Annotated in this window: 21 protein-coding genes; 12 read left to right on the forward strand and 9 right to left on the reverse strand. The window is 62.3% G+C overall.

Translation table 11 applies throughout. The annotated features are described in order from the left end of the window. Positions 1–13: 13 nt before the first annotated feature. Genes CXQ81_RS28025 through mrcB form a run of 3 tightly spaced genes read right to left on the reverse strand, consistent with a single transcriptional unit; the run spans position 14 to position 3,421 of the window. Positions 14–349 (reverse strand): YqcC family protein, encoded by a 336-nt coding sequence (locus CXQ81_RS28025; RefSeq protein ID WP_009045645.1) that lies wholly within the window; start codon positions 347–349, stop codon positions 14–16. Further along, a complete protein-coding gene (locus CXQ81_RS28030) occupies positions 349–1,080 on the reverse strand; it encodes a M48 family metallopeptidase (protein ID WP_007924627.1) in 732 nt (243 codons plus the stop codon). Before CXQ81_RS28030 ends, CXQ81_RS28025 begins: the two co-directional genes overlap by 1 nt. 16 nt (positions 1,081–1,096) lie before the next feature. After that, positions 1,097–3,421, reverse strand: coding sequence for a penicillin-binding protein 1B (gene mrcB / locus CXQ81_RS28035; RefSeq protein ID WP_101339133.1), 2,325 nt, complete (start codon positions 3,419–3,421; stop codon positions 1,097–1,099). 117 nt (positions 3,422–3,538) lie between these two features. On the opposite strand from mrcB, the gene CXQ81_RS28040 reads away from it, so the two are divergent. The 4 genes from CXQ81_RS28040 (at position 3,539) to CXQ81_RS28055 (ending at position 6,831) form a co-directional block, all read left to right on the forward strand. After that, positions 3,539–5,095: a bifunctional aminoglycoside phosphotransferase/ATP-binding protein gene (locus tag CXQ81_RS28040; RefSeq protein ID WP_101339134.1), complete on the forward strand. Its 1,557-nt coding sequence runs from the start codon at positions 3,539–3,541 to the stop codon at positions 5,093–5,095. A gap of 90 nt (positions 5,096–5,185) precedes the next feature. Next, the gene (locus CXQ81_RS28045; RefSeq protein ID WP_007924632.1) at positions 5,186–5,530 is read left to right on the forward strand and encodes a pentapeptide repeat-containing protein; all 345 of its coding nucleotides are present in this window, start codon (positions 5,186–5,188) and stop codon (positions 5,528–5,530) included. 212 nt (positions 5,531–5,742) lie between these two features. Next, positions 5,743–6,015 (forward strand): TfoX/Sxy family protein, encoded by a 273-nt coding sequence (locus CXQ81_RS28050; protein WP_007924634.1) that lies wholly within the window; start codon positions 5,743–5,745, stop codon positions 6,013–6,015. A gap of 15 nt (positions 6,016–6,030) precedes the next feature. Continuing rightward, positions 6,031–6,831 (forward strand): Crp/Fnr family transcriptional regulator, encoded by an 801-nt coding sequence (locus CXQ81_RS28055; protein WP_007924636.1) that lies wholly within the window; start codon positions 6,031–6,033, stop codon positions 6,829–6,831. 226 nt (positions 6,832–7,057) lie between these two features. Here the strand turns inward: CXQ81_RS28055 and CXQ81_RS28060 are convergent, their stop codons facing one another. The 4 genes from CXQ81_RS28060 to CXQ81_RS28075 are packed head-to-tail and all read right to left on the reverse strand — an operon-like array spanning position 7,058 to position 10,631. Beyond that, positions 7,058–7,921, reverse strand: a complete 864-nt coding sequence (locus CXQ81_RS28060; RefSeq protein WP_101339135.1) for a ChaN family lipoprotein — start codon at positions 7,919–7,921, stop codon at positions 7,058–7,060. A gap of 21 nt (positions 7,922–7,942) precedes the next feature. Beyond that, positions 7,943–8,710: a heme ABC transporter ATP-binding protein gene (locus tag CXQ81_RS28065; protein WP_101339136.1), complete on the reverse strand. Its 768-nt coding sequence runs from the start codon at positions 8,708–8,710 to the stop codon at positions 7,943–7,945. Then, positions 8,710–9,693 (reverse strand): iron ABC transporter permease, encoded by a 984-nt coding sequence (locus tag CXQ81_RS28070; RefSeq protein WP_177323787.1) that lies wholly within the window; start codon positions 9,691–9,693, stop codon positions 8,710–8,712. Before CXQ81_RS28070 ends, CXQ81_RS28065 begins: the two co-directional genes overlap by 1 nt. A gap of 50 nt (positions 9,694–9,743) precedes the next feature. Further along, entirely contained in the window at positions 9,744–10,631 is an 888-nt protein-coding gene (locus tag CXQ81_RS28075) for a hemin ABC transporter substrate-binding protein (RefSeq protein WP_101339137.1), read from the reverse strand. 214 nt (positions 10,632–10,845) lie between these two features. On the opposite strand from CXQ81_RS28075, the gene CXQ81_RS28080 reads away from it, so the two are divergent. Then, complete coding sequence (locus tag CXQ81_RS28080; protein WP_009045652.1) at positions 10,846–11,163, forward strand: Rieske (2Fe-2S) protein; 318 nt, start codon at positions 10,846–10,848, stop codon at positions 11,161–11,163. Here CXQ81_RS28080 and sfsA read toward each other — a convergent pair. Beyond that, positions 11,160–11,873, reverse strand: coding sequence for a DNA/RNA nuclease SfsA (gene sfsA / locus CXQ81_RS28085; RefSeq protein ID WP_101339138.1), 714 nt, complete (start codon positions 11,871–11,873; stop codon positions 11,160–11,162). The genes CXQ81_RS28080 and sfsA overlap by 4 nt on opposite strands. Further along, a complete protein-coding gene (locus CXQ81_RS28090; RefSeq protein WP_101339139.1) occupies positions 11,873–13,045 on the reverse strand; it encodes a pyridoxal phosphate-dependent aminotransferase in 1,173 nt (390 codons plus the stop codon). The genes sfsA and CXQ81_RS28090 overlap by 1 nt, the downstream gene beginning before the upstream one ends. Positions 13,046–13,381: 336 nt before the next feature. On the opposite strand from CXQ81_RS28090, the gene dksA reads away from it, so the two are divergent. The 7 genes from dksA to folK all read left to right on the forward strand — a co-directional run bounded on the left by dksA (position 13,382) and on the right by folK (position 22,130). Beyond that, on the forward strand, positions 13,382–13,822 hold the full coding sequence (dksA, locus tag CXQ81_RS28095) for an RNA polymerase-binding protein DksA (protein ID WP_007924645.1): 441 nt from the start codon (positions 13,382–13,384) through the stop codon (positions 13,820–13,822). Positions 13,823–13,966: 144 nt separating this feature from the next. Next, positions 13,967–14,863, forward strand: coding sequence for a tRNA glutamyl-Q(34) synthetase GluQRS (gene gluQRS, locus CXQ81_RS28100; protein WP_101339140.1), 897 nt, complete (start codon positions 13,967–13,969; stop codon positions 14,861–14,863). Positions 14,864–14,940: 77 nt separating this feature from the next. Continuing rightward, positions 14,941–15,117, forward strand: coding sequence for a hypothetical protein (locus CXQ81_RS28105; protein WP_003176118.1), 177 nt, complete (start codon positions 14,941–14,943; stop codon positions 15,115–15,117). Further along, complete coding sequence (locus CXQ81_RS28110; RefSeq protein WP_009045655.1) at positions 15,101–18,055, forward strand: sensor histidine kinase; 2,955 nt, start codon at positions 15,101–15,103, stop codon at positions 18,053–18,055. The genes CXQ81_RS28105 and CXQ81_RS28110 overlap by 17 nt, the downstream gene beginning before the upstream one ends. 22 nt (positions 18,056–18,077) lie before the next feature. Beyond that, positions 18,078–19,508, forward strand: coding sequence for a sigma-54 dependent transcriptional regulator (locus tag CXQ81_RS28115; protein WP_007924652.1), 1,431 nt, complete (start codon positions 18,078–18,080; stop codon positions 19,506–19,508). A gap of 734 nt (positions 19,509–20,242) precedes the next feature. Beyond that, complete coding sequence (locus tag CXQ81_RS28125) at positions 20,243–21,646, forward strand: polynucleotide adenylyltransferase PcnB (RefSeq protein WP_009045657.1); 1,404 nt, start codon at positions 20,243–20,245, stop codon at positions 21,644–21,646. Positions 21,647–21,650: 4 nt separating this feature from the next. Continuing rightward, positions 21,651–22,130: a 2-amino-4-hydroxy-6-hydroxymethyldihydropteridine diphosphokinase gene (gene folK, locus CXQ81_RS28130; RefSeq protein WP_087091974.1), complete on the forward strand. Its 480-nt coding sequence runs from the start codon at positions 21,651–21,653 to the stop codon at positions 22,128–22,130. Positions 22,131–22,147: the final 17 nt, after the last annotated feature.

Here is a 22,147-nt window from a genome sequence, read left to right on the forward strand (position 1 = left end):
GGTTGCAGAAGGTTTAGCGGGCGCCGCCGATCAGTTGGTCAAACTCCTTGAGCAGGATCTGCAACTGATGGTCCCGGCCTTGCATCGAGCGACCGGCGAATACCACTTCGGCCATTTCCTGGATACCCGAGGCGTTGGGCAAAGGCAGATCCTGCTCAAGAATCGCCTTCATCCGCGGCAGGAAGATCCACTGCAGCCACTGCTCGAACTCCAGCGTATCCACGGCAAACGGCTCGACACTGGCCAGCGCTTCGGCACTCGGCGGGGTGTCATCCCACAGCCCTTGCAACCGCATCTCACGTTCGATCAACAGCAACTGATCGGCAATCTTTGGAAAACGTGCATCCATCAGAGCGACACCTTGGCTTTTTGCCGGGCCTGAGCGGCACCAGCGGCATCGCCCTGTTTCTCGCGTGCCTGGGCAATCAATGCCCACAGGCTGGCCTGCAGATCCGGACGACCGTTGGCGAAGCTCAGGCCGCGACGGGCAAACTGTTCAGCCTGCGGGGCATCGCCCTGGGCCATGCGTACCTGGGCCAGGCGATACAGCACCTGCGGCTCACGCGGCGCGACACGCTGGGCGCGCTCAAGACTGGAGGAAGCACCGTTCAGATCACCACTCGCCTGTTGCTGCTGAGCGGTGGTCAACAGGGCCAGCACTGGACCGTCCAGTTGCTCATCGGCGGATAGCCCGCCAGAGCTGGCCGAAGGCACCCCGCTCGGCGTCGGCGGCAGGCTGTAGCTGCCCTGATTGATCGGCGCGGACTGGATCGGCGCGGTATCGATAGGACCTGGGGTGATCGGGCCCGGGGTGATCGGTGCGCTGCTGATCGGCGCGGCAGTGGCCGCAGCCCCGCCCGGCACCATCACCACCACGCCCGAGTCCTGGGGAATACTTTGAGCCTGAGCTTGCGCAGGACGCTTGATGGTCGTCTGACGGAAGCCGCCATTGGCCGAAATGCGTTCGCTGTTGGACACCGCGGTACCGGAGTCCACCACCGGAATCGAGCCACGCTGCACGCTGGCGCAACCATTGAGCAAAGCCAGAGCTGTAATAGCTGGAATCCACCACTTGTTCACGTCAAACCCTCTTCGCTTAATTCATCCAGCCCTTGACCCAATCCATCACCGACTCGCCGGACGCCGGGCTTTCGCCACCGCATGCCGGACCGGGAGGAGGTTCGCTGCCGCGAATATACGGCATCTGTACCGCGCCCGGACAGTTGGCATCCGAGCCTTGCCCGGTCCGCGAGTCGACCCAGGCCTGCACCACGTTATCCGGTTGTGGCATATCCAATGGCAACGGGTCGGCCTTGCGCATGAAACTGGTCCAGACCTGCAGCGCACCGGTGGCACCGGTGAACGGTGTCTTGCCGTTGTCATCACGCCCCAGCCAGACCACGGCCAGCAGATCCTGGCTGAAACCGGCGAACCAGCTGTCGCGAGAATCGTTACTGGTACCGGTCTTGCCCGCCAGCGCCAGGGAGCGCGGCAGCACGTTGTAGACCGAACTACCGGTACCTTCGCGCATGACGCGCTGCATCGCGCTCTGGATCAGGTAGATCGAGCCCGGGTCGAAACGTTGCTGGATCTGGAACGGATAACGCTTCAGCGGTTCGCCCTCAGCGGTCAGCACGCTACGGATCCCGCGCATCGGGGTATTGAAACCGCCGTTGGCCAGGGTCTGATACATGGTGGCGACTTCCATCGGGCTCAAGCCCCCCGCCCCCAGCAGCATCGAAGGGAACGCCGGGAATTCGCGGGTGACACCAAGGCGCCCCAGGGTTTTCAGCACATTCGGCACACCGACTTCCAGGCCCAGGCGCGCGGTCGACAGGTTATAGGAATGGGCCAGCCCCTGATAAAGGAAGACCGTGCCGTGGGAACGACGGTCGTAGTTCTGGGGTTTCCACACCTGTCCGTCGCCACCCTTCACCGAGAACGCCTCGTCGGAGAGCCAACTGGTCAGGGTGTATTGGCTGGGTTTCTCCAGCGCCGTCAGGTAAACCGCGGGCTTGATCAGGGAGCCGATCGGCCGCACCGCATCCAGCGCCCGGTTGAAACCGGCAAAACCGGCCTGGCGGCTGCCGATCATGGCCTGGACTTCGCCGGTTTCCGGGTTGGTCACCACCATCGCTGCTTCGACTTCATCCGATCCCTTGCGCCCGGCCAGGCGCTTGAAGGTATCCCCGACCGAAGCCTCGGCCTTCATCTGCAGAATCGGGTCGAAGCTGGTGAAGATCCGCAGGCCTTCCTCGGTCAAATCTTCGTCGCGGTAATCCTCACGCAGCTGACGCTTCACCAGATCCAGGAAGCCCGGGAACGAGCTGTCCGCCAGACTGCCGCGTTTGGTCACGCCCAAGGGCATTTTCTTCGCCGCTTCGACCTGCTCCGGAGTCGCCACACCCTGCTGTGCCAGTAGATCGAGCACCAGGTTACGCCGCTCCAGCGCACGCTCCGGATAACGACGCGGGTTGTAATAGGACGGCCCCTTGACCATCCCCACCAGCAAGGCGATCTGATGCAACTTGAGTTCGGCCAGCGGCTGGCTGAAGAAGAACTGGCTGGCCAGGCCGAAACCGTGCACGGCACGCTGTCCATCCTGGCCGACGAAGACCTCGTTGAGGTACGCCTCGAGGATCTCGCGCTTGTCGTAATGCAGCTCAAGCAGCAGGGCCATCATCGCTTCGGTGAGCTTGCGGCTCAGGCTGCGTTCATTGGTCAGGTAGAAGTTCTTGACCAACTGCTGGGTCAGGGTACTGCCGCCCTGGCGCATGGCGCCGGACGAGGTATTGACCCACACCGCCCGGGCGATCGACTTGGGCGACACGCCAAAGTGGCTGTAGAAATCCCGGTCCTCGACCGCCACCAGGGTTTCCAGCAGATAAGGAGGCACCTGATCGATCTTGATCAGGATCCGGTCTTCGAGATTCTTCGGATACAGGCCGCCGATCAGCAGCGGCTCCAGGCGTACCACGGCCAGTTTCGAGCCTTTGCTGCCAGACAGCTCGGCCACGTAGTCACCGGAAAAACGCACCCGCACCGGTTGCGCCTGTTCCATGCCTTCATAGAACTGGAAACCGCGGGTATTGAGTTCAACGGTGTTACCACTGACCGACGCAGCACCAGGGCCGTTGACCATGCTTTCGCGGCGATAGCCGAGTGCGTCGAGTTCGGTGAGGAAATCGTCCTTGCTGAGCTTTTGTCCGACGAACAGCTCCAGCGGGCGCGCATAGACCTTGGCCGGAATGGTCCAGCGCTTGCCGGAGAATTTCTCCTGGACCACGGCATCGAGATAAACCGCAAAGCCGGCGAGCACCACCAGAGCGACCAGACCGAGCTTCAAGGCCCAGCCCAGCCAGGGGCGCGGGCCACTAGACGGACGTTTTTTAGCGGAACGGGGGGATCGAGTACGAGTCATGGCGGCGGATTATACGCACTTTATTCATCGTCAACAGGAGCGGCCCGAGGTTTGCGTTAGCCCTGTCAGCGGCCATAATGACGCCCTTGAATTTCCCCCGACTCTGAAGGATCGCCTGTGAGCCAATCCCTGATCGCCGCCCTGCAAAACCCGGCCCTCTACCCGCATTCCGTAGACGGATTCCAGGTCATCGAGACCCATATCTCCTGGGTCCTGCTCACCGGTCCCTATGCCTATAAGCTGAAAAAGCCGGTCAACTTCGGCTTTCTCGATTTCACCGGCCTTGAAGCGCGCGGGCACTTCTGCGGCGAAGAGCTGCGCCTGAACCAGCGCCTGACCGATGATTTGTATCTGGAAGTGTTGCCGATCACCGGCAGTGCCGAAGCGCCGCAGATCGCGGGTGACGGCCCGGTTATCGAATACGCCCTGAAAATGCGCCAGTTCCCGCAAAGCCAGCTGCTCAGCACGCTGCAAGCCAATGGCGAACTGACCACCGCGCACATCGACGAAATGGCCCGGCAGATTGCCAGGTTCCACCTCGAAGCCCCGCGGGTCCCGGCAGCCCACGAAGCCGGCACCCCGGAAAGCGTCATGGAGCCGGTGCGTCAGAACTTCGAGCAGATCCGCCCATTCCTCAGCGACAAGGCCGACCTGCAACAGCTCGAAGCCCTGCAAGCCTGGGCCGAAAGCAGCTTCGAACGACTCAAGCCACTCCTCGCCCAGCGCAAGGCCGAAGGCTTCATCCGTGAATGCCACGGCGACATCCACCTGGGTAACGCAACGCTTATCGATGGCAAGGTGGTGATCTTCGATTGCATCGAGTTCAACGAGCCGTTCCGCTTCACTGACGTCTATGCCGACACCGGTTTCCTCGCCATGGACCTGGAGGACCGCGGCCTGAAATGCCTGGCACGCCGTTTCATCAGCCAGTACCTGGAACAGACCGGTGACTATCAGGGCCTGGAGCTGTTGAATTTCTACAAAGCCTATCGCGCCCTGGTACGAGCCAAGGTCGCCCTGTTCAGCATGCCGGCCGACGCCAGTCCGATGCAGCGCGCCACGGCCCTGCGCCAGTACCGCAACTACGCCAACCTGGCAGAAAGCTACAGCACCATTCCATCGCGCTTCCTGGCGATCACTTCTGGCGTTTCCGCCGTTGGCAAAAGCCATGTGGCCATGCGTCTGGTGGAAGCCCTGGGCGCCGTTCGCCTGCGTTCCGATGTCGAGCGCAAACGCCTGTTTGGCGAGCAGCAGGTACAGAACGATCCGAATGCCGGCATTTATAATGCCCAAGCCAATACCGCGACCTATGACCGCCTGCATGAACTTGCCGGTATCGTCCTGCGCGCCGGTTTCCCGGTGGTCATCGATGCCACCTACCTCAAGCGCGACCAGCGTGATGCCGCGGCCAAGGTTGCCGAAGCGACCGGCACGCCTTGCCTGATCATCGACTGCAATGCCCCGCAGGCCGTCATTGCCAGCTGGCTGGCACAACGCCAGGTCGATCGCAACGACCCCTCGGACGCGACCCTGGCCGTGATCGAACAGCAGCAAGCCAATCGCGAAGCCCTGAGCGCCGAGGAAGTGCTACGCAGCAAGCGCGTCGAGACCAATGAAAGCGGGAGCCTCGACGCCCTGGTCGCGAACATTCGCCAGCGTCTCCCAGGCTTGTAATCAACTATTTCAGCCGTGAAATCGCAAAGGCTTCACGGCTGAAAAATAGTGGCACTATACTGGCGTCATAATTCCAGCAGGTGACGCCCCATGAGTCAGCCCAAACTTCTCGATACTCCCCTTTACGCTTTGCTGCACAAAGACGACATCGACGGCTTTAACCGGGAACGCCCGAAAGACCAGACTGTCGACATGCGCGGCGGCGATTTTCGTGGGCTCGACCTGCGTGAACTGAATGCCGACGGCATCGACTTCACCGACGCCTACTTCCGTTCTGCCGACCTGCGCGGCCTCGACCTGCGCAATTCCTCCATGGAAGGCGCCAGCCTGGCCCATGCGCAAATCTCCGGCGCCTACTTTCCGCCCGAACTGACTGCCGATGAAATCCTGATGTCCGTCAATTTCGGCACTCGCCTGCGCTACCGCACCAAGTAATCGCCCCTTTTTGCTCCGAGGTCCGGCGCTCTCTGCCTTACGCTGGACTTGGTCTTCTCCCGCCCCCTCTTCCCTCTGTTTCTGGCGTACTTTCCTCTGTCGCCTTAGAAGCTTTTGCGCCAAAACCGACCAAAGAACAGCGCTTTTCCTACTGAGCGCTACACTCCTTTGAGACTTGCCCACGCACCATTCGGCCGTCGCAAGGAGGCTTGATGAATGATGAATTGCAACACCTGAAAAACCTTGGCAAGACGTCGGCACAATGGCTGCATGCGGTGGGCATCCATAGCGCTTCGGACTTGCGCCGCCTGGGGGCGGTGGATGCCTATCGGGCCGTGCGGACCCGAGGGTTTCGAGCCTCGAAGGTGCTGTTGTACGCCATTGAAGGCGCACTGATGGATGTGCACTGGAATGACATTCCGGCAGAACGCAAGGAAGCACTCAACAAACAGCTGGATGCCATTTCTTCACGCCAAAAGAACTGACCTGGCAGGCTTTTTATGTATTTACTGGGGGAACAACCGGCTTACGCCGATGCCTTGATCAATCAGTTGCAGAGCATCCCGCCGCGCCTGCTGGAAGGCCTGCTGCCGTCCGGCGATGTGTTGGAAGTGGCCCCTTCCAAAGACCTCTCCAGCAGCCTTGCCGACAGCCAGTTGTTCCTGCTCGGAAGCGGCCAGGTACAAGCCAGCGTCGATGAGCGCCCACTGTTTTATCTGCATGAAGGCGATCTGCTCGGACTGCGCCGAGGAGCTGAGTTGCCTCACTGGCAACTCAGCAGCGAGCAGCCGTTGAGCCTGATCCCCTATCAGCGTTCCGCGGTGTTCCAGCATCTGTATGCCGACGAACAGCGGGCCGAACTGTTTCTACAGTACCTGATCGGACAAACCGCCCTGCTCTCCGATGCCGTTGCCCGCCTCAAGCAGCCCGAGTTGCGCAACAGCAACGGCTTTCAACGCGTGGCCAAGGGCGAAGTGCTGATTCGCCAGGGCGATGACGCCGATCATGTGTTCGTCATCATCGAAGGGCACGCCGAAGCCTTTGTCGACGGGCACAAGGTCGGGGATGTGCCCAAGGACGAGATCTTTGGTGCGATGGCCATTTTTACCGGGGAGAAACGCAACGCCAGCGTGATTGCCAGCGAGCCATCCACCCTGATGCTGATCCCCAAGAGCCAGTTTCTCAGCCTGACCCAGAGTAATCCACGTATCGCCCATAGCCTGATCGAAAGCATGGCACGGCGAATCGACCTGTTGAACAAGGAAGTCAGCCGCCTGCACAGCCTGAGCGCTAACCTTTGAAGCCCCGTTTTACAAGCAATCCAAACGAGCGTTTGGCGGAATTCGCAGAAACAGGAAAAACTTTGTTGACTTGGAAATGAGAATCGTTATGATTATCACAGCTGGTCGCGAGATCAGTCGATAACCTGGAAGACCAGTGGTTCGGACTCTCAGATTATCTCCTCATCAGGCTAATCACGGTTATTTGACCCGGCTCTTGCCGGGTCTTTTTTTGCCTGAAAAAAGCCTACTGGCGCATCTGGGCGCAGTAGTCCTTCTCCGGCAACCGCGCGCTGTACCACACGTAATCCGCGCTTTGCGGCGATACGTGCATGCCCTTCTGCGCCAGCATCAGTACCACGGTGCCGTTCGATGCGTCGAGGTCCCGCAGGTGAACCGGCACCCCGACATCCCTGCGTGCATGAAAGGCCCCGGCAAACAGCAGCGCCGGCGTCGGTGCCGCCAGCAAGCGCTCGGCCATGCGTCGGTCGCGCTGCTGCTGAACCGCCAGCATCGCTGGCATCTGGCTTTCGGGCAGCAGGCCACAATGGGAGTCACGAACTTGCTGCAGCAACTCATTGCGCACCAAGGCGGCATTCGAGTGCTCGCCACTCAAGGCTGGTGCCTGGCGATAGATGTCGCGAACTTCGGAGCTATCCAGATTGGCGGCCAGCAACGGATAAGGCTGGAGCAACGCATAGCGCACGACAGGTCCGTACAGCGCCCAGTCCCACCCCGGCGACCAGGCCAATGCATCTGGCAGATCATCGGGCAAGCCCTGCGCCGCCTTGTGCTGGCGGAGCGAGTCGACCCGCGGCTGCTGGTCCGGCGTGAGCATCTCCAACAGCAGGCTGCCTTGCGTGCGCTGGGTCGCCATCGCCTGCAACAACCACAGCTGCAAGGCGTGATGCTCGGGGTGGTCATGCTGCTCGCCGACAATCACCCGCGGCGCCCGGGCCAGACGAATGACCAGTTCCTCTGGAGTCAGGAGCTTTCCACTGCGCAAGTCCTGAATCGCCCCGTGTTCAGCCTGGACCGGAAGTTCAGGCATGACCGACACGCCCTCGCAGGCGCCCAGCAGCAACACACTCAGGATCAATAACACACGCATGTGGCGTCTCCGCGAATCGCCTCAGCGGGCGATGATCAAAGGGTGGCCGCGCTCGGGGTGCGCCTGCACCAGTACCTCCAGTCCGAACACCGCCTTGAGCGGTTCGGGCCGCAGCACCTGCGCCGGGCTGTCCAGCGAGTGGGGCCGCCCGCCTTCGAGCAGCAACAGGCGATCACAATATCGCGCGGCGAGGTTCAGATCATGCAGGATCACCAGGACCGTGACCCCACGATCGGCAAATTCGCGGATGGCCTGCAACGTGACATGTTGATGCAAGGGATCGAGGGCCGAGGTCGGCTCATCGAGCAACAGGGTCTGGCCGACCGCGCCCGGCCACAGCTGCGCCAACACCCGGGCCAGGTGCACGCGCTGACGCTCGCCGCCCGACAAGGCCACATAGCTGCGACCGTGCAGGTGCCCGGCATCCGCCGCTTGCAGGGCCTGCAGGACGATCTCGTCATCCCGCGCCCGGCCGCTTTGATAAGGCAGGCGCCCCAGGCCGACGACCTCTTCGACCCGGAAGGCGAACTCGAGCGTCGAACTTTGCGGCAACACCGCCAGCCTTTGCGCCTTTTGCCCGCCGTCCCACCTGGAGAGCTCACGCTGATCCAGCCAGACCTGACCCTGATCGGGTTTCAGCTCGCCGCACAAGGCCGCCAGCAAGGTGCTTTTGCCCGCGCCATTGGGCCCCAGCACTCCCAGCACTTCACCGGGCTTGAGCTCGAGGTCGATCCCTTCCAGCACGGTTTTCCTGCCACGGCGCACCGCCAGATTTTCCGCTCGCAGCATCAGGCGCGCCCTCGCAATAACAAAAACAGAAAGAATGGCGCCCCGATGAAAGCAGTCACGATGCCGATGGGCAGCTCCGCAGGCGCCAGCGCCAGGCGCGCCACCAGATCCGCCAGCAACAGCAGGCTGGCGCCGGCCAGTATCGACGCCGGCAACAAGGTCCGGTGGTCAGGCCCCGATAGCAGTCGCACCAGATGGGGCACCACCAGCCCGACAAAGCCGATCAACCCGGCAGCAGCGACAGCCGCGCCGACCCCCAGCGCGGTACAGAACACCAACTCCCGCTTCAGCCGTTCGACATCGATCCCCAGATGACCGGCTTCAGACTCCCCCAGCAGCAAGGCATTCAAGGCCTTGGCCCGGCGTGGCAGCCACAATGCCACGGCCGCGCTGATCAGCAGCAGCGGCCACAACCTCGAATAACTGGCACCGTTGAGACTGCCCAGGTTCCAGAACGTCAGGGTGCGCAGGGTCGCGTCGTCGGCCAGGTAGGTGAAAAGGCCCACCGCCGAGCTGGCCAGCGCCGTCAACGCGATCCCGGCCAGCAGCATGGTCGCCACATGGGTCTGGCCGTTGCGCCGCCCCAGGCGGTAGACCAGCCACGCCACCACCAGACCACCGAGAAAGGCACAGAACGACAGCAGGTAAGGACCGATCGCTTCCGGCACGCCACCCAGCAACGAGCCACCGACGATGGCAAAGGCCGCGCCCAGCGCCGCGCCACTCGAAACGCCTACCAGCCCCGGGTCGGCCAGGGGATTGCGAAACAGCCCTTGCATCGCCACGCCGGACAGGGCCAGGACGCCCCCTACGGCCAGCCCCAGCAAGGTGCGTGGCAGGCGAATCTGCCCGAGGATCAGTTCAGCCTGCTCCAGCCCCTGCCCCTCAATAGGCAGGCCCAGCAAACGCAGGGCGGCACGCAGGGTGTCGAGCAACGGCAGGCTGACCGGCCCGAGTGCCAGGGACAGCCAGATCGCCAACAGACACAGCAGGCTCAGGCCAATGAACAGCGCACGGGGTTTAAGCAAAGGGGTCATTGGGCGGTGCTGGCCTGGCTCGACTCGGCTGGATAGAAACCGGCCGACAGCCTTTTCAGGCTCTGTGGCAAGCGCGGCCCCAGGCCTCCCACCAGCAAGGTCGGATCAATCTCGAAGACCCGGCCGGCCTTGGCCGCGCCGCTGGAGGCGAGAATCGGGTTCTCCTTGAACAGCGCGGCGCGGGCTGCCTCACCACTCAGGCTGCGATCGGCAAACACCAGCACCTCGGGGTTGAGTTCGGCCAACGACTCATTGGAAAAGGGCTTGTAGCCCGTGTGGGTCGCAAGGTTGCGTCCGCCCGCCTGCTGCAGCAGCCAGTCGGCGGCCGTGTCCTTACCGGCAATCAGAGGTTTGCCACCCGCATGCCCGAGCAACAGCAGCACACCTGGCGCGACCTGTTTCTTCTGGGCCTGGCCGACCCAGGCCCGCTGCTGCTCCAACTGCTGCAGGTATTGCTCGAACAGCTGCGTCGCCTTGTCTTCGCTACCCAGCAACTTGCCCAGATGCTGCAAATTGCCCCGCAGGGTCGGCAGGTCGGCCTGGGCCGAGAACAGCTCGACCTGCACCCCAGCGCTGCGCACCTGCGAGAGTACTGGCGGCGGCCCCATCTCTTCGGTACCCACCAGAATCTGCGGGCGCAGGCTGAGAATGCCTTCCGCCGACAACTGACGCTGATAACCGATACTCGGCAGGCTCTTCAGGGATTCGGGATGCTGGCTGGTGGTGTCCACGCCCACCAGCTTCGATTCGGCGCCCAGCGCGCTCACCCATTCGGACAAGGCGCCGCCGGCGCTCACCCAGCGTTGTGGTAGCTCGGCCGCCGCAGCGGCATGGCTGGCCAGAAGTCCGACACAGAGCGCGATTGCGCGGGCACTCGAACGCATAAAGGTATTTCCTTCAGAGAGTGGGCCCACGGAAACCGCCGTACATGTGACATGCCCTGCAACCCAGGCATCGAAATGAGCAAGCGCCCCACAGGCGAAGCGGCCATTTGATAATTGTTTGCATTTGACCGTCAAGCACAGACATGTTTCACCAAGCGCCCACAGGAAAACTGTGACAGCCTGAGCCCAGAGCCGTCGGTTACCGAGGATAGACATGAAGTTTCTTTGCCCCCCCGGCGATCTGCCGGAGGCTTCCAGCCGAGGTTTCAACCTTGAAGGCCAGCCGCTTTTCGCAGTGCGCCGCGATCGACAGGTATACGTCTACACCAATCGCTGCCCCCATCGCGGGGTCGCTCTGGAGTGGCAACCCGACCAGTTCCTCGATCCCAGCGCCAGCCTGATCCAGTGCGCCACCCACGGTGCGCTGTTTCTGATCGAAAACGGTGAATGCGTGGCCGGCCCCTGTGCCGGGCAATCCCTGACGGCCATCCCCTGCCGGGAAGACAGCCAGGGCATCTGGGTTCAGCTTTAGCCGTTGAGCAATACGTCCAGACGACGGTCGATGCACACTTCCTCGGCGGTCAAGCATACCCCGTAGGCCAGTACCTCGACCCCGGACACCACCGCCTCGCGCAGCGCCGCGGCATAACCGGGGTCGATCTCTTCGGCCGGTCGCACCGCTTCGACACCCGACAGGTTGACGCAATACAACTGCACCGCGCGAATACCGTCCCGCGCCAGACAGGCCAATTCCCGCAGGTGCTTGGCCCCACGCTGGGTCACCGCATCCGGAAAGGCCGCGACCGCGGAGCCGTCAAAGCCCAGGGTGACGCTTTTGACCTCGACAAAAGCCGGGCCGTCCAGATAGTCCAGGCGGAAGTCGATACGACTGTTTTCCTGGCCATAGGGCACTTCCCGCTTGAGGGCGGTAAAACCGTTCAACTCAGTGATCACCCCGGCGTGCAAGGCTTCTTCCACCAGCGTGTTGGCCCGCGCCGTATTGACGCAAGCCAGCCGCCCCTGGGGCGTTTCGCTGATTTCCCAGGTCCCCGGCAATTTGCGCTTGGGGTCATTGGAACGGCTGAACCAGACCTGCCCGCCCTCGACCATGCAATTGAACATGGAACCGGTGTTGGGACAGTGAATGGTCAGCAACTCGCCGCCAATGGTCTCGATATCAGCGAGAAAACGCTTGTAACGACGGACCAGGCGACCTTCTTCGAGTGGGGGATGAAAACGCATCAGCCTTGCCAGCTCCGCAGGCCACGGGCAATCCGCTCCACCGCTTCCTGCAGGCGCGGCAGGCTCTGGGTGTAGGCGAACCGGACATGGTGCCCGGCCTGATGGCGACCGAAATCCAGCCCCGGGGTAAAGGCAATGTGTTCGGTCTCGAGGAAATGCCGGCAGAAGGCAAAGGCATCGCCGCCGAAGGCGCTGATATCGGCATACAGGTAGAACGCCCCTTCCGGCTCTACCGCAATGCCAAAACCCAACTCGCGCAGGGCTGGCAGGAGGAAGTCGCGGCGCCGCTGAAACTCGTTGCGACGCTCTTCGAGAATACTGATGGTGTCTGGCTCGAAGCAGGCAAGCGCAGCGTACTGGGCCATGCTCGGGGCACTGATGTAGAGGTTCTGCGCCAGCTTCTCCAACTCGCCGACCGCCGCCTGCGGCGCCACCAGCCAGCCCAGGCGCCAGCCGGTCATGCCGAAATATTTGGAAAAGCTATTAAGGACAAAGGCGCTGTCATCGACTTCCAGCACGCTGGCGGCATCGCAGCCGTAGGTCAGGCCGTGGTAGATCTCGTCCACCACCAGATGACCGTTACGCGCCTTCACCGCGGCCGACAACCCCGCCAGTTCGTCGCGGGAAAGCAAGGTCCCGGTGGGGTTGGCCGGCGATGCCACCAGGGCGCCGACACTGTCCTGATCCCAATAGCGCTCCACCAGATCCGGTGTCAGCTGATAACGCACGTCCGGACCGACCGGCACCAGTTGCGCCGCGCCTTCCACCAGGCGCAGGAAGTGCCGGTTGCAGGGGTAGCCTGGGTCCGCCAGCAGCCAGTGCTTGCCGGGGTCGACCAGCAAGCTGCTGGTCAGCAGCAGCGCACCGGAACCACCGGGAGTGATCATGATGCGCTCGGGGTCGATGTCCAGCCCGTAACGCTGCCGATAGAAACCGGAGATGGCCGTGCGCAGCTCGGGAATCCCGCGGGCGGCGGTGTAGCGGGTCCTGCCCGCTTCCAGCGCGGCCTGCCCGGCCTTGATGATCGGCTCAGCCGTGGTGAAGTCCGGTTCACCGATTTCCAGGTGAATCACATCGTGCCCGGCCGCTTGCAGCTCATTGGCACGGGCCAGCAGGGCCATCACGTGGAAAGGTTCGATAGCGCGGCTGCGCGCACTGTAGGGCTGAGCCATTAGCCTTCCTTCATTGAAGTGAGCAAAAAACCGATTCTACCCAACCCCGGGGACAAGGGAGAGCCCAAAGCCTTTGAGCCCCGCCATCCAACCCATTAAAGAACACCGACACCAGGCCCAGGCTTGGCTAAAATCATTAATTGACCAGGCCCCCGAACAGACCAGGCCAGGCGGCATCGACCTTTGCAAGCGCCGCGGGACGCGGGCTCGACAACCGGGAGTAGCGCCGTCCGATTTGATCTGGTAAGTTCGCCCGCTTGCAGTCGCAGGGCCGGCATGTGTCGGTGATGGAGCAATCCTGCGCAATGGATTACATGAGTAGAGGCGGTCCATTTCATGCCCACCCAAGCAAAGCAACAGAATCAATCGATCAGCGGCTTCGAGCCTTATGTTGAAACCGCAGGCGAAGAGTACATGGGCAAGCCCATGCGCGAGCACTTCACCAAGATCCTGAACAAGTGGAAACAGGACTTGATGCAGGAAGTCGATCGCACTGTTGATCACATGAAAGACGAAGCAGCCAACTTCCCCGATCCGGCCGACCGTGCCAGCCAGGAAGAAGAATTCAGCCTGGAACTGCGCGCCCGCGACCGTGAGCGCAAGCTGATCAAGAAGATCGACAAGACGCTGCAACTGATCGAAGACGAAGAATACGGCTGGTGCGAATCCTGCGGCGTCGAGATCGGTATTCGCCGCCTGGAAGCCCGCCCTACCGCCGACATGTGTGTCGACTGCAAGACCCTGGCGGAAATCAAGGAAAAACAAGTCGGCAAATAATCGCTGGCTTGAATGAAAAACGGAGCGTGCGAACGCTCCGTTTTTGTTTCTGCCGCCTCCCCCCTGTAGGAACGAGCTTGCTCGCGATGGCGATCCGCCAGACGCCATCGTCACCTCGGGACCGAACGAAGTAACATCCTCTCCATGACTGCCTCTCACGCCTCTTCCTACATCGGGCGCTTTGCCCCAACCCCCAGCGGGCACCTGCATTTCGGCTCGCTGGTCGCAGCCCTGGCCTCCTACCTCGATGCCCGCGCCGTCGGCGGCCGCTGGTTGTTGCGCATGGAAGACCTTGATCCCCCCCGGGAAGAGCCCGGCGCCCAGGCGGCCATTCTCAAGGCCCTGGAAAGCTACGGCTTCGAGTGGGACGGTGAAATGGTCCGCCAGAGCGAGCGGCACGCGGCCTACGCCGAAGTCCTCGACCGTCTGTTCAACCAGGGCCTGGCTTACGCCTGCACCTGTTCACGCAAGCAACTGGAGCCCTACCACGGCATTTATCCGGGCCTGTGCCGCAATGCCGGACATGGCCAGGAAGATGCCGCCATCCGCTTGCGCGTACCGGAGCTGGAATATCGTTTCACCGATCGGGTCCAGGGCGAATTCCGCCAGCACCTGGGACGGGATGTGGGCGACTTCGTGATCCGCCGCCGCGACGGCCTCTACGCCTATCAACTGGCAGTGGTGCTCGACGACGCCTGGCAAGGGGTGACCGATATCGTCCGCGGCGCCGACCTGCTGGACTCCACCCCGCGCCAGCTGTACCTGCAAGAGTTGCTCGGCCTGCCACAGCCGCGCTACCTGCATGTGCCGCTGATCACCCAGCCGGATGGGCATAAACTGGGCAAGTCCTACCGCTCCCCGCCGCTGGCCGCGGACCAGGCCACACCACTGCTGTTGCGTGCCCTGCGCGCCCTGGGGCAGAAAACCGACAGCGAAATGGTCCATGCCAGCCCTCGGGAAGTGCTGAGCTGGGGCATCGAACACTGGGATGCTTTACTGATCCCACGCACACTGAGCGTGCCCGAAGCGCAAATCCGCTGACGCCCCTTGCAGGTTGGCGCCCATCCGTTACCATCGCCGCACGTTTTCGGGCACGCACACAATAAAGAGAGGCCGAGATGTACATCTATCGCTTGGTCCTGCTGCTGGTAGTGGGGATCTATCTGTTCTCCCCCGCCATCATGGATTGGTGGATCGATGCTACGGGCGCCTGGTATCGCCCGTATCTGCTCTGGCTGATCCTGATCGTCGTGACCTTCATCCTGCAGAGCCAAAAAGATGCCGATGAGCTTTAGCCTGACCCAGATGATCCTGATCAGCGCCGCGTACCTGCTGGTGCTGTTCGGGGTGGCCTGGATCAGCGAACGCGGCATGATCCCGCGCTCGATCATCCGCCACCCGCTGACCTACACCCTGTCCCTCGGGGTCTACGCCAGCGCCTGGGCCTTTTATGGCACGGTCGGCCTGGCCTATCAGTACGGCTACGGTTTCCTTTCCAGTTATCTCGGGGTTTCCGGTGCCTTCCTGCTGGCGCCGGTGCTGCTTTACCCGATCCTGAAAATCACCCGCACCTACCAACTGTCGTCGCTGGCCGACCTGTTCGCCTTCCGTTTTCGCAGCACCTGGGCCGGCGCGCTGACCACGGTGATCATGCTGGTCGGGGTATTGCCGCTGCTGGCCTTGCAGATCCAGGCAGTCGCGGACTCCATCGGTATCCTCACCCGCGAGCCGGTGCAGCACCGGGTGGCCCTGAGCTTCTGCGCGCTGATCACCCTGTTCACCATCTTCTTCGGCTCCCGGCACATCGCCACCCGGGAAAAGCACGAAGGCCTGGTGTTCGCCATCGCCTTCGAGTCGGTGATCAAGCTGATCGCCATCGGCGGCGTCGGCCTCTATGCCCTGTACGGTGTGTTCGATGGCCCGCAACAGCTGGAACTCTGGCTGCTGCAGAACCAGACCGCCCTCGCCGCCCTGCACACGCCATTGCAGGAAGGACCGTGGCGCACCCTGCTGCTGGTGTTCTTCGCCTCGGCGATCGTGATGCCGCACATGTACCACATGACTTTCACCGAGAACCTCAACCCGCGCTCGCTGGTCAGCGCCAGCTGGGGCCTGCCGCTGTTCCTGTTGCTGATGAGTCTGGCGGTACCGCTGATCCTCTGGGCCGGCTTGAAACTGGGCGCCACCACCAATCCCGAATACTTCACCCTCGGCATCGGCATCGCCGCCAACAAACCGGCATTGGCCTTGATGGCCTATATCGGTGGGCTTTCCGCCGCCAGCGGCCTGATCATCGTCACGACCCTGGCGCTGTCGGGGATGGCCCTCAACCATCTGGTGCTGCCGCTGTATCAGCCACCGGCCGAAGGCAACATCTACCGTTGGCTGAAATGGACCCGCCGCGCACTGATCGTGGCCATCATCATGGCCGGCTATGCCTTCTACCTGCTGCTGGGAGCCGAACAGGACCTGGCCAACCTCGGCATCGTGGCCTTTGTCGCGACCCTGCAGTTCCTCCCCGGCGTACTCTCGGTGCTGTACTGGCCGACTGCCAACCGGCGCGGCTTCATCGCCGGGCTGATGGCCGGGACGCTGGTGTGGCTGGTGACCATGTTGCTGCCGCTGATCGGCAACTTGCAGGGCTTTTATATACCGCTGCTGAACATGATCTACGTGCTGGACGACACCAGTTGGCACATGGCGGCTATCGCCTCGCTGGCCGCCAACGTCCTGATGTTCACCCTGATTTCGCTGTTCACCAACGCCAGCTCCGAAGAAGCCAGCGCCGCCGAAGCCTGCGCGGTGGACAACGTGCGCCGGCCGCAACGTCGCGAACTGCATGCTGCCTCACCCCAGGAGTTCGCCACCCAGCTGGCCAAGCCCCTGGGTGCCAAGGCCGCGCAGAAGGAAGTCGAGCAGGCGCTGCGCGACCTCTACCTGCCCTTCGACGAACGCCGCCCCTATGCCCTGCGCCGCTTGCGCGACCGTATCGAGGCCAACCTGTCCGGCCTGATGGGCCCCAGCGTGGCCCAGGACATGGTGGAAACCTTCCTGCCCTACAAGGCCGGCGGCGAAAACTATGTGACCGAAGACATTCACTTCATCGAAAGCCGGCTCGAGGACTACCACTCGCGCCTGACCGGCCTGGCCGCCGAGCTCGATGCCTTGCGCCGCTACCACCGCCAGACCTTGCAGGAGCTGCCGATGGGCGTCTGTTCCCTGGCCAAGGACCAGGAAATCCTCATGTGGAACAAGGCCATGGAAGAGCTCACCAGCATTCCGGCGCAGCATGTGGTCGGTTCGCGCCTGAGCACCATCGCCGATCCCTGGAGAGAACTGCTGCAAGGCTTCATCAACATCCCCGATGAACATCTGCATAAACAGCACCTGGCCCTCGACGGCCAGACCCGCTGGCTGAACCTGCACAAGGCCGCCATCGACGAACCCCTGGCCCCGGGCAACAGCGGCCTGGTGCTGCTGGTGGAAGACCTGACCGAAACCCAGATGCTCGAAGACAAGCTGGTGCATTCCGAGCGGCTGGCCAGCATCGGCCGCCTGGCCGCCGGCGTGGCCCACGAAATCGGCAACCCGATCACCGGTATCGCCTGCCTGGCGCAGAACCTGCGCGAGGAGCGCGAAGAAGACGGCGAACTCACCGAAATCAGCGGCCAGATCCTCGAGCAGACCAAGCGCGTATCGCGCATCGTCCAGTCGCTGATGAGCTTCGCCCACGCCGGCAGCCACCAGCACAACGACGAAGCCGTGTGCCTGGCCGAGGTGGCGCAGGACGCCATTGGTCTGCTGGCGCTGAACCGGCGCAACTTCGAAGTGCAATTCTTCAACCTGTGCGATCCGGACCACTGGGTCGATGGCGACCCGCAGCGGCTCGCCCAGGTACTGATCAACCTGCTATCCAATGCCCGCGACGCCTCACCGGCGGGCAGCGCGGTACGGGTCAAGAGCGAGGCCGGCGAACACACGATCGACCTGATCGTCGAAGACGAAGGCAGCGGCATCCCCTCGAGCATCATGGATCGACTGTTCGAACCCTTCTTCACCACCAAGGATCCTGGCGAGGGCACCGGACTGGGCCTTGCACTGGTCTATTCCATCGTTGAAGAGCATTATGGACAAATCACCATCGACAGCCCGGCTGACACCGAAAGCCAACGCGGCACCCGTATCCGGGTGACTTTACCGCGTCATGTCGAAGCGACGTCCGCTGTGAACTGAGACCGTCGAGAGAATCGAATCAATGCCGCACATTTTGATCGTCGAAGACGAAACAATTATCCGCTCCGCCTTGCGCCGCCTGCTGGAACGCAACCAGTACCAGGTCAGCGAAGCCGGTTCCGTGCAGGAAGCACAAGAGCGTTTCAGCATTCCCACGTTCGACCTGATCGTCAGCGACCTGCGCCTGCCAGGCGCCCCCGGCACCGAACTGATCAAGCTCGGCCAGGGCACCCCGGTGCTGATCATGACCAGCTACGCCAGCCTGCGCTCGGCGGTCGACTCGATGAAGATGGGCGCGGTGGACTACATCGCCAAGCCTTTCGACCACGACGAAATGCTCCAGGCCGTGGCGCGCATCCTGCGCGACCGCCAGACCGCGCAAAGCAGCCCCAACGAGCGGCCGGCCGCCAAGCCGGGCAACGGTGCGGACAAAGCCAGCGCCAGCAACGGCGAAATCGGCATCATCGGTTCCTGCCCACCGATGCAGGATCTGTACAGCAAGATCCGCAAGGTCGCCCCGACAGACTCCAATGTACTGATCCAGGGTGAGTCCGGGACCGGCAAGGAACTGGTAGCCCGCGCCCTGCACAACCTGTCCAAGCGTGCCAAGGCGCCAATGATCTCGGTGAACTGCGCGGCCATTCCGGAAACCCTGATCGAGTCCGAGCTGTTCGGACATGAAAAAGGCGCCTTCACCGGTGCCAGCGCCGGGCGCGCCGGCCTGGTGGAAGCGGCGGACGGCGGCACCCTGTTCCTCGACGAAATCGGCGAACTGCCACTCGAAGCCCAGGCCCGCCTGTTGCGTGTGCTGCAGGAAGGCGAGATTCGCCGGGTCGGTTCGGTGCAATCGCAGAAGGTCGATGTGCGCCTGATCGCCGCGACCCACCGCGACCTCAAGAGCCTGGCCAAGATCGGCCAGTTCCGTGAAGACCTGTATTACCGCCTGCACGTGATTGCCCTGAAACTGCCAGCCCTGCGCGAGCGCGGCGCCGACGTCAACGAAATCGCCAATGCCTTCCTCGCCCGTCAAAGCGCGCGCGTGGGCCGCACTGACCTGAAGTTCGCTCCGGACGCCGAGCAAGCCATTCGTCACTACTCGTGGCCAGGTAACGTTCGCGAACTGGAAAACGCCGTCGAGCGCTCGGTCATCCTGTGCGAAAGCCCGGAAATCTCCGCCGAGCTGCTGGGTATCGATATCGAACTGAGCGATCTGGAAGACGACGAATTCATCGGCCTGGCGCCCCAGGCCGCCAACGCCAACAACAGCAGCCACGAGCCGACCGAAGACCTGTCGCTGGAAGACTACTTCCAGCATTTCGTCCTCGAGCACCAGGACCATATGACCGAGACCGAACTGGCGCGCAAACTGGGCGTCAGCCGCAAATGCCTGTGGGAACGCCGCCAGCGCCTGGGCATCCCACGGCGCAAGACCGGGGTCGCCAGCGAAAGCTGAAGTCCGGCGGTAACGGGTTGCGGGTAACACGCGACCTTGTGAAAAAACTGTTACCTCAGTCATTTCACGTAACAAAAGCCGGGGCTTAAGGTAACGAAGCCCCGGCTTTTTTTCGCCCGCGAAAACCTCAAAACCACGCCTAACCCCTTGTTTTACTGGGCTTCGCAAAAGTTGGCACGGCACCTGCTATATGTTTGGTACAAGAACAATAACAAGCAATGCATAAGACAATAAAAATAAGACGAATCGACTCACGCACAATAAAAACAACACGGCGGAGGCGCAGCTAACTGATTCTTTTGGAGAGGCGTTGTCATTGGGGCTTGCCCCACAACCAGGCCGAGAACAACAAAAACTGCCCTAAGGCAGAGCCTGAACTGGTTGGATCATCGATCATTGCAACACAGCGACCAAAGCAATCCGTTTGCTCTTGGCTCCCGATTGGGAGGGTCATCCTGGGTTAACCAGGTGACAAGGGCGTTAAACAAAAACAAAAAGCCCGAAACCAATAATAAAAATAGAGCACGCAAACACTTCTGGGGGAGCTTCGGCTCCCCTTGTGGTTTCCGCGATTGCGACTTTACTGACGCAAAGCCCCGCCAACCCGCGTTCCAAAGCCCCGCACACGACTCGCCGCAGCTTCCTACACCATCCCCCGACTAAATGCTAGAATCCCCGCCCATCATGCGGTCATTCTTCGTTATGGCCGAACATTCCTTCAAACAGTGCATCCCATGCTGAAGAAGTTGTTCCAGTCATTCCGTTCTCCCTTGCGTCGTACGCAACACAAACGCAGCACGCCTGAAGTGCTCAACAGCAGCCAACACTCGCTGCAACGCGCCCAGTTCAGCCGTTATGCGGTGAACATCGTCGAACGCCTGCAGAACGCCGGCTACCAGGCCTACCTGGTCGGCGGTTGCGTGCGCGACATGTTGCTCAATATCACCCCCAAGGATTTCGACGTCGCCACCAGCGCCACGCCGGAACAGGTGCGGGCCGAATTCCGCAACGCGCGGATCATCGGCCGTCGGTTCAAGCTGGTGCATATCCACTTCGGTCGCGAAATCATCGAGGTCGCGACCTTCCGCGCCAACCACCCACAAAACGATGAAGAGGAAGACAGCAACCAGTCCTCGCGCAACGAAAGCGGGCGCATCCTGCGCGACAACGTGTACGGCACCCTCGAAGAGGACGCCCAGCGCCGCGACTTCACCATCAACGCCCTGTATTACGATCCGGTCAGCGAACGCATCCTCGATTACGCCAACGGCGTGCACGACATTCGCAATCACCTGGTCCGCCTGATCGGCGATCCACGCCAGCGCTACCAGGAAGACCCGGTACGCATGCTGCGGGCCGTGCGCTTCGCCGCCAAGCTGGATTTCGGCATCGAGAAACACACTGCCACACCGATCCGCGACCTGGCCCCCATGCTGCGGGAAATCCCCTCGGCGCGTCTGTTCGAGGAAGTGCTCAAGCTGTTCCTGTCCGGCCATGCCGCCGACACCTTCGAGATGCTGGTCGACCTGCAACTGTTCGATCCGCTGTTCCCGGCCAGCGCCGAGGCTCTGGAGTACAACCCGACCTACACCCATACGCTGATCAGCGAAGCCCTGGTCAATACCGACCTGCGCATCAAGCAGAACAAGCCGGTAACCCCAGCCTTCCTGTTCGCCGCGCTGCTGTGGCCTGCCTTGCCGGCTCGCGTGCTGCGCCTTCAGGAACGCGGCATGCCGCCGATTCCGGCGATGCAGGAGGCCGCTCACGAATTGATCAGCGAACAGTGCCAGCGCATCGCCATTCCAAAACGCTTCACCATGCCGATCCGCGAAATCTGGGACATGCAGGAACGTCTGCCACGCCGCAGCGGCAAGCGCGCCGATCAACTGCTGGACAACCCGCGGTTCCGCGCCGGCTATGACTTCCTGCTGCTGCGCGAAAGCGCCGGCGAACAGACCGATGGCCTGGGCGAATGGTGGACCGACTATCAGGACGCCAACGAAGCCGGTCGCCGCGACATGATTCGCGATCTGAGCGGCAAGGACGAAGCCGGCACAGGTCCGCGCAAGCGTCGCCGCAGCAGTGGCGCCAAACGCAAACGCGCCACCGCCGGCGCACCGAGCGCTTCCGGCGAATAACCCGATGGAACGCATCTACATCGGCATGGGCAGCAACCTGGCTGCCCCGGCAGAGCAATTGCGCAGCGCGATCGACGCCCTGGCGCAGTTGCCACACAGCCAACTGGCGGGGGTCTCGGCCTTCTATCAAAGCGACTCCCTGCTGCCCGGCCAACCGCGTTACACCAACGCCGTGGCCGCCCTGGACAGCAGCCTCGCGCCCCTCGAACTGCTGGACGCGCTGCAAGCCATCGAAAACGGCCAGGGCCGCGAGCGTCTCGAACGCTGGGGGCCACGTACCCTGGACCTGGACATCCTGCTGTTCGGCGATCGCCTGATCGATGAGCCGCGGCTCAAAGTGCCGCATTACCATATGCAGGCCCGGGCCTTCGTCCTCTATCCCCTGGCCGAACTGGCCCCCGTCGACCTGCAACTGGCCGACGGCCGCCACCTGCGCGATCTGCTCGCCGCCTGCCCATTTGTCGGCCTGGAACGCCTGGCCTGACTGCTGAAACGCATCAG

The organism is Pseudomonas sp. 09C 129, from assembly GCF_002843625.1.
Taxonomy (GTDB): domain Bacteria; phylum Pseudomonadota; class Gammaproteobacteria; order Pseudomonadales; family Pseudomonadaceae; genus Aquipseudomonas; species Aquipseudomonas chlororaphis.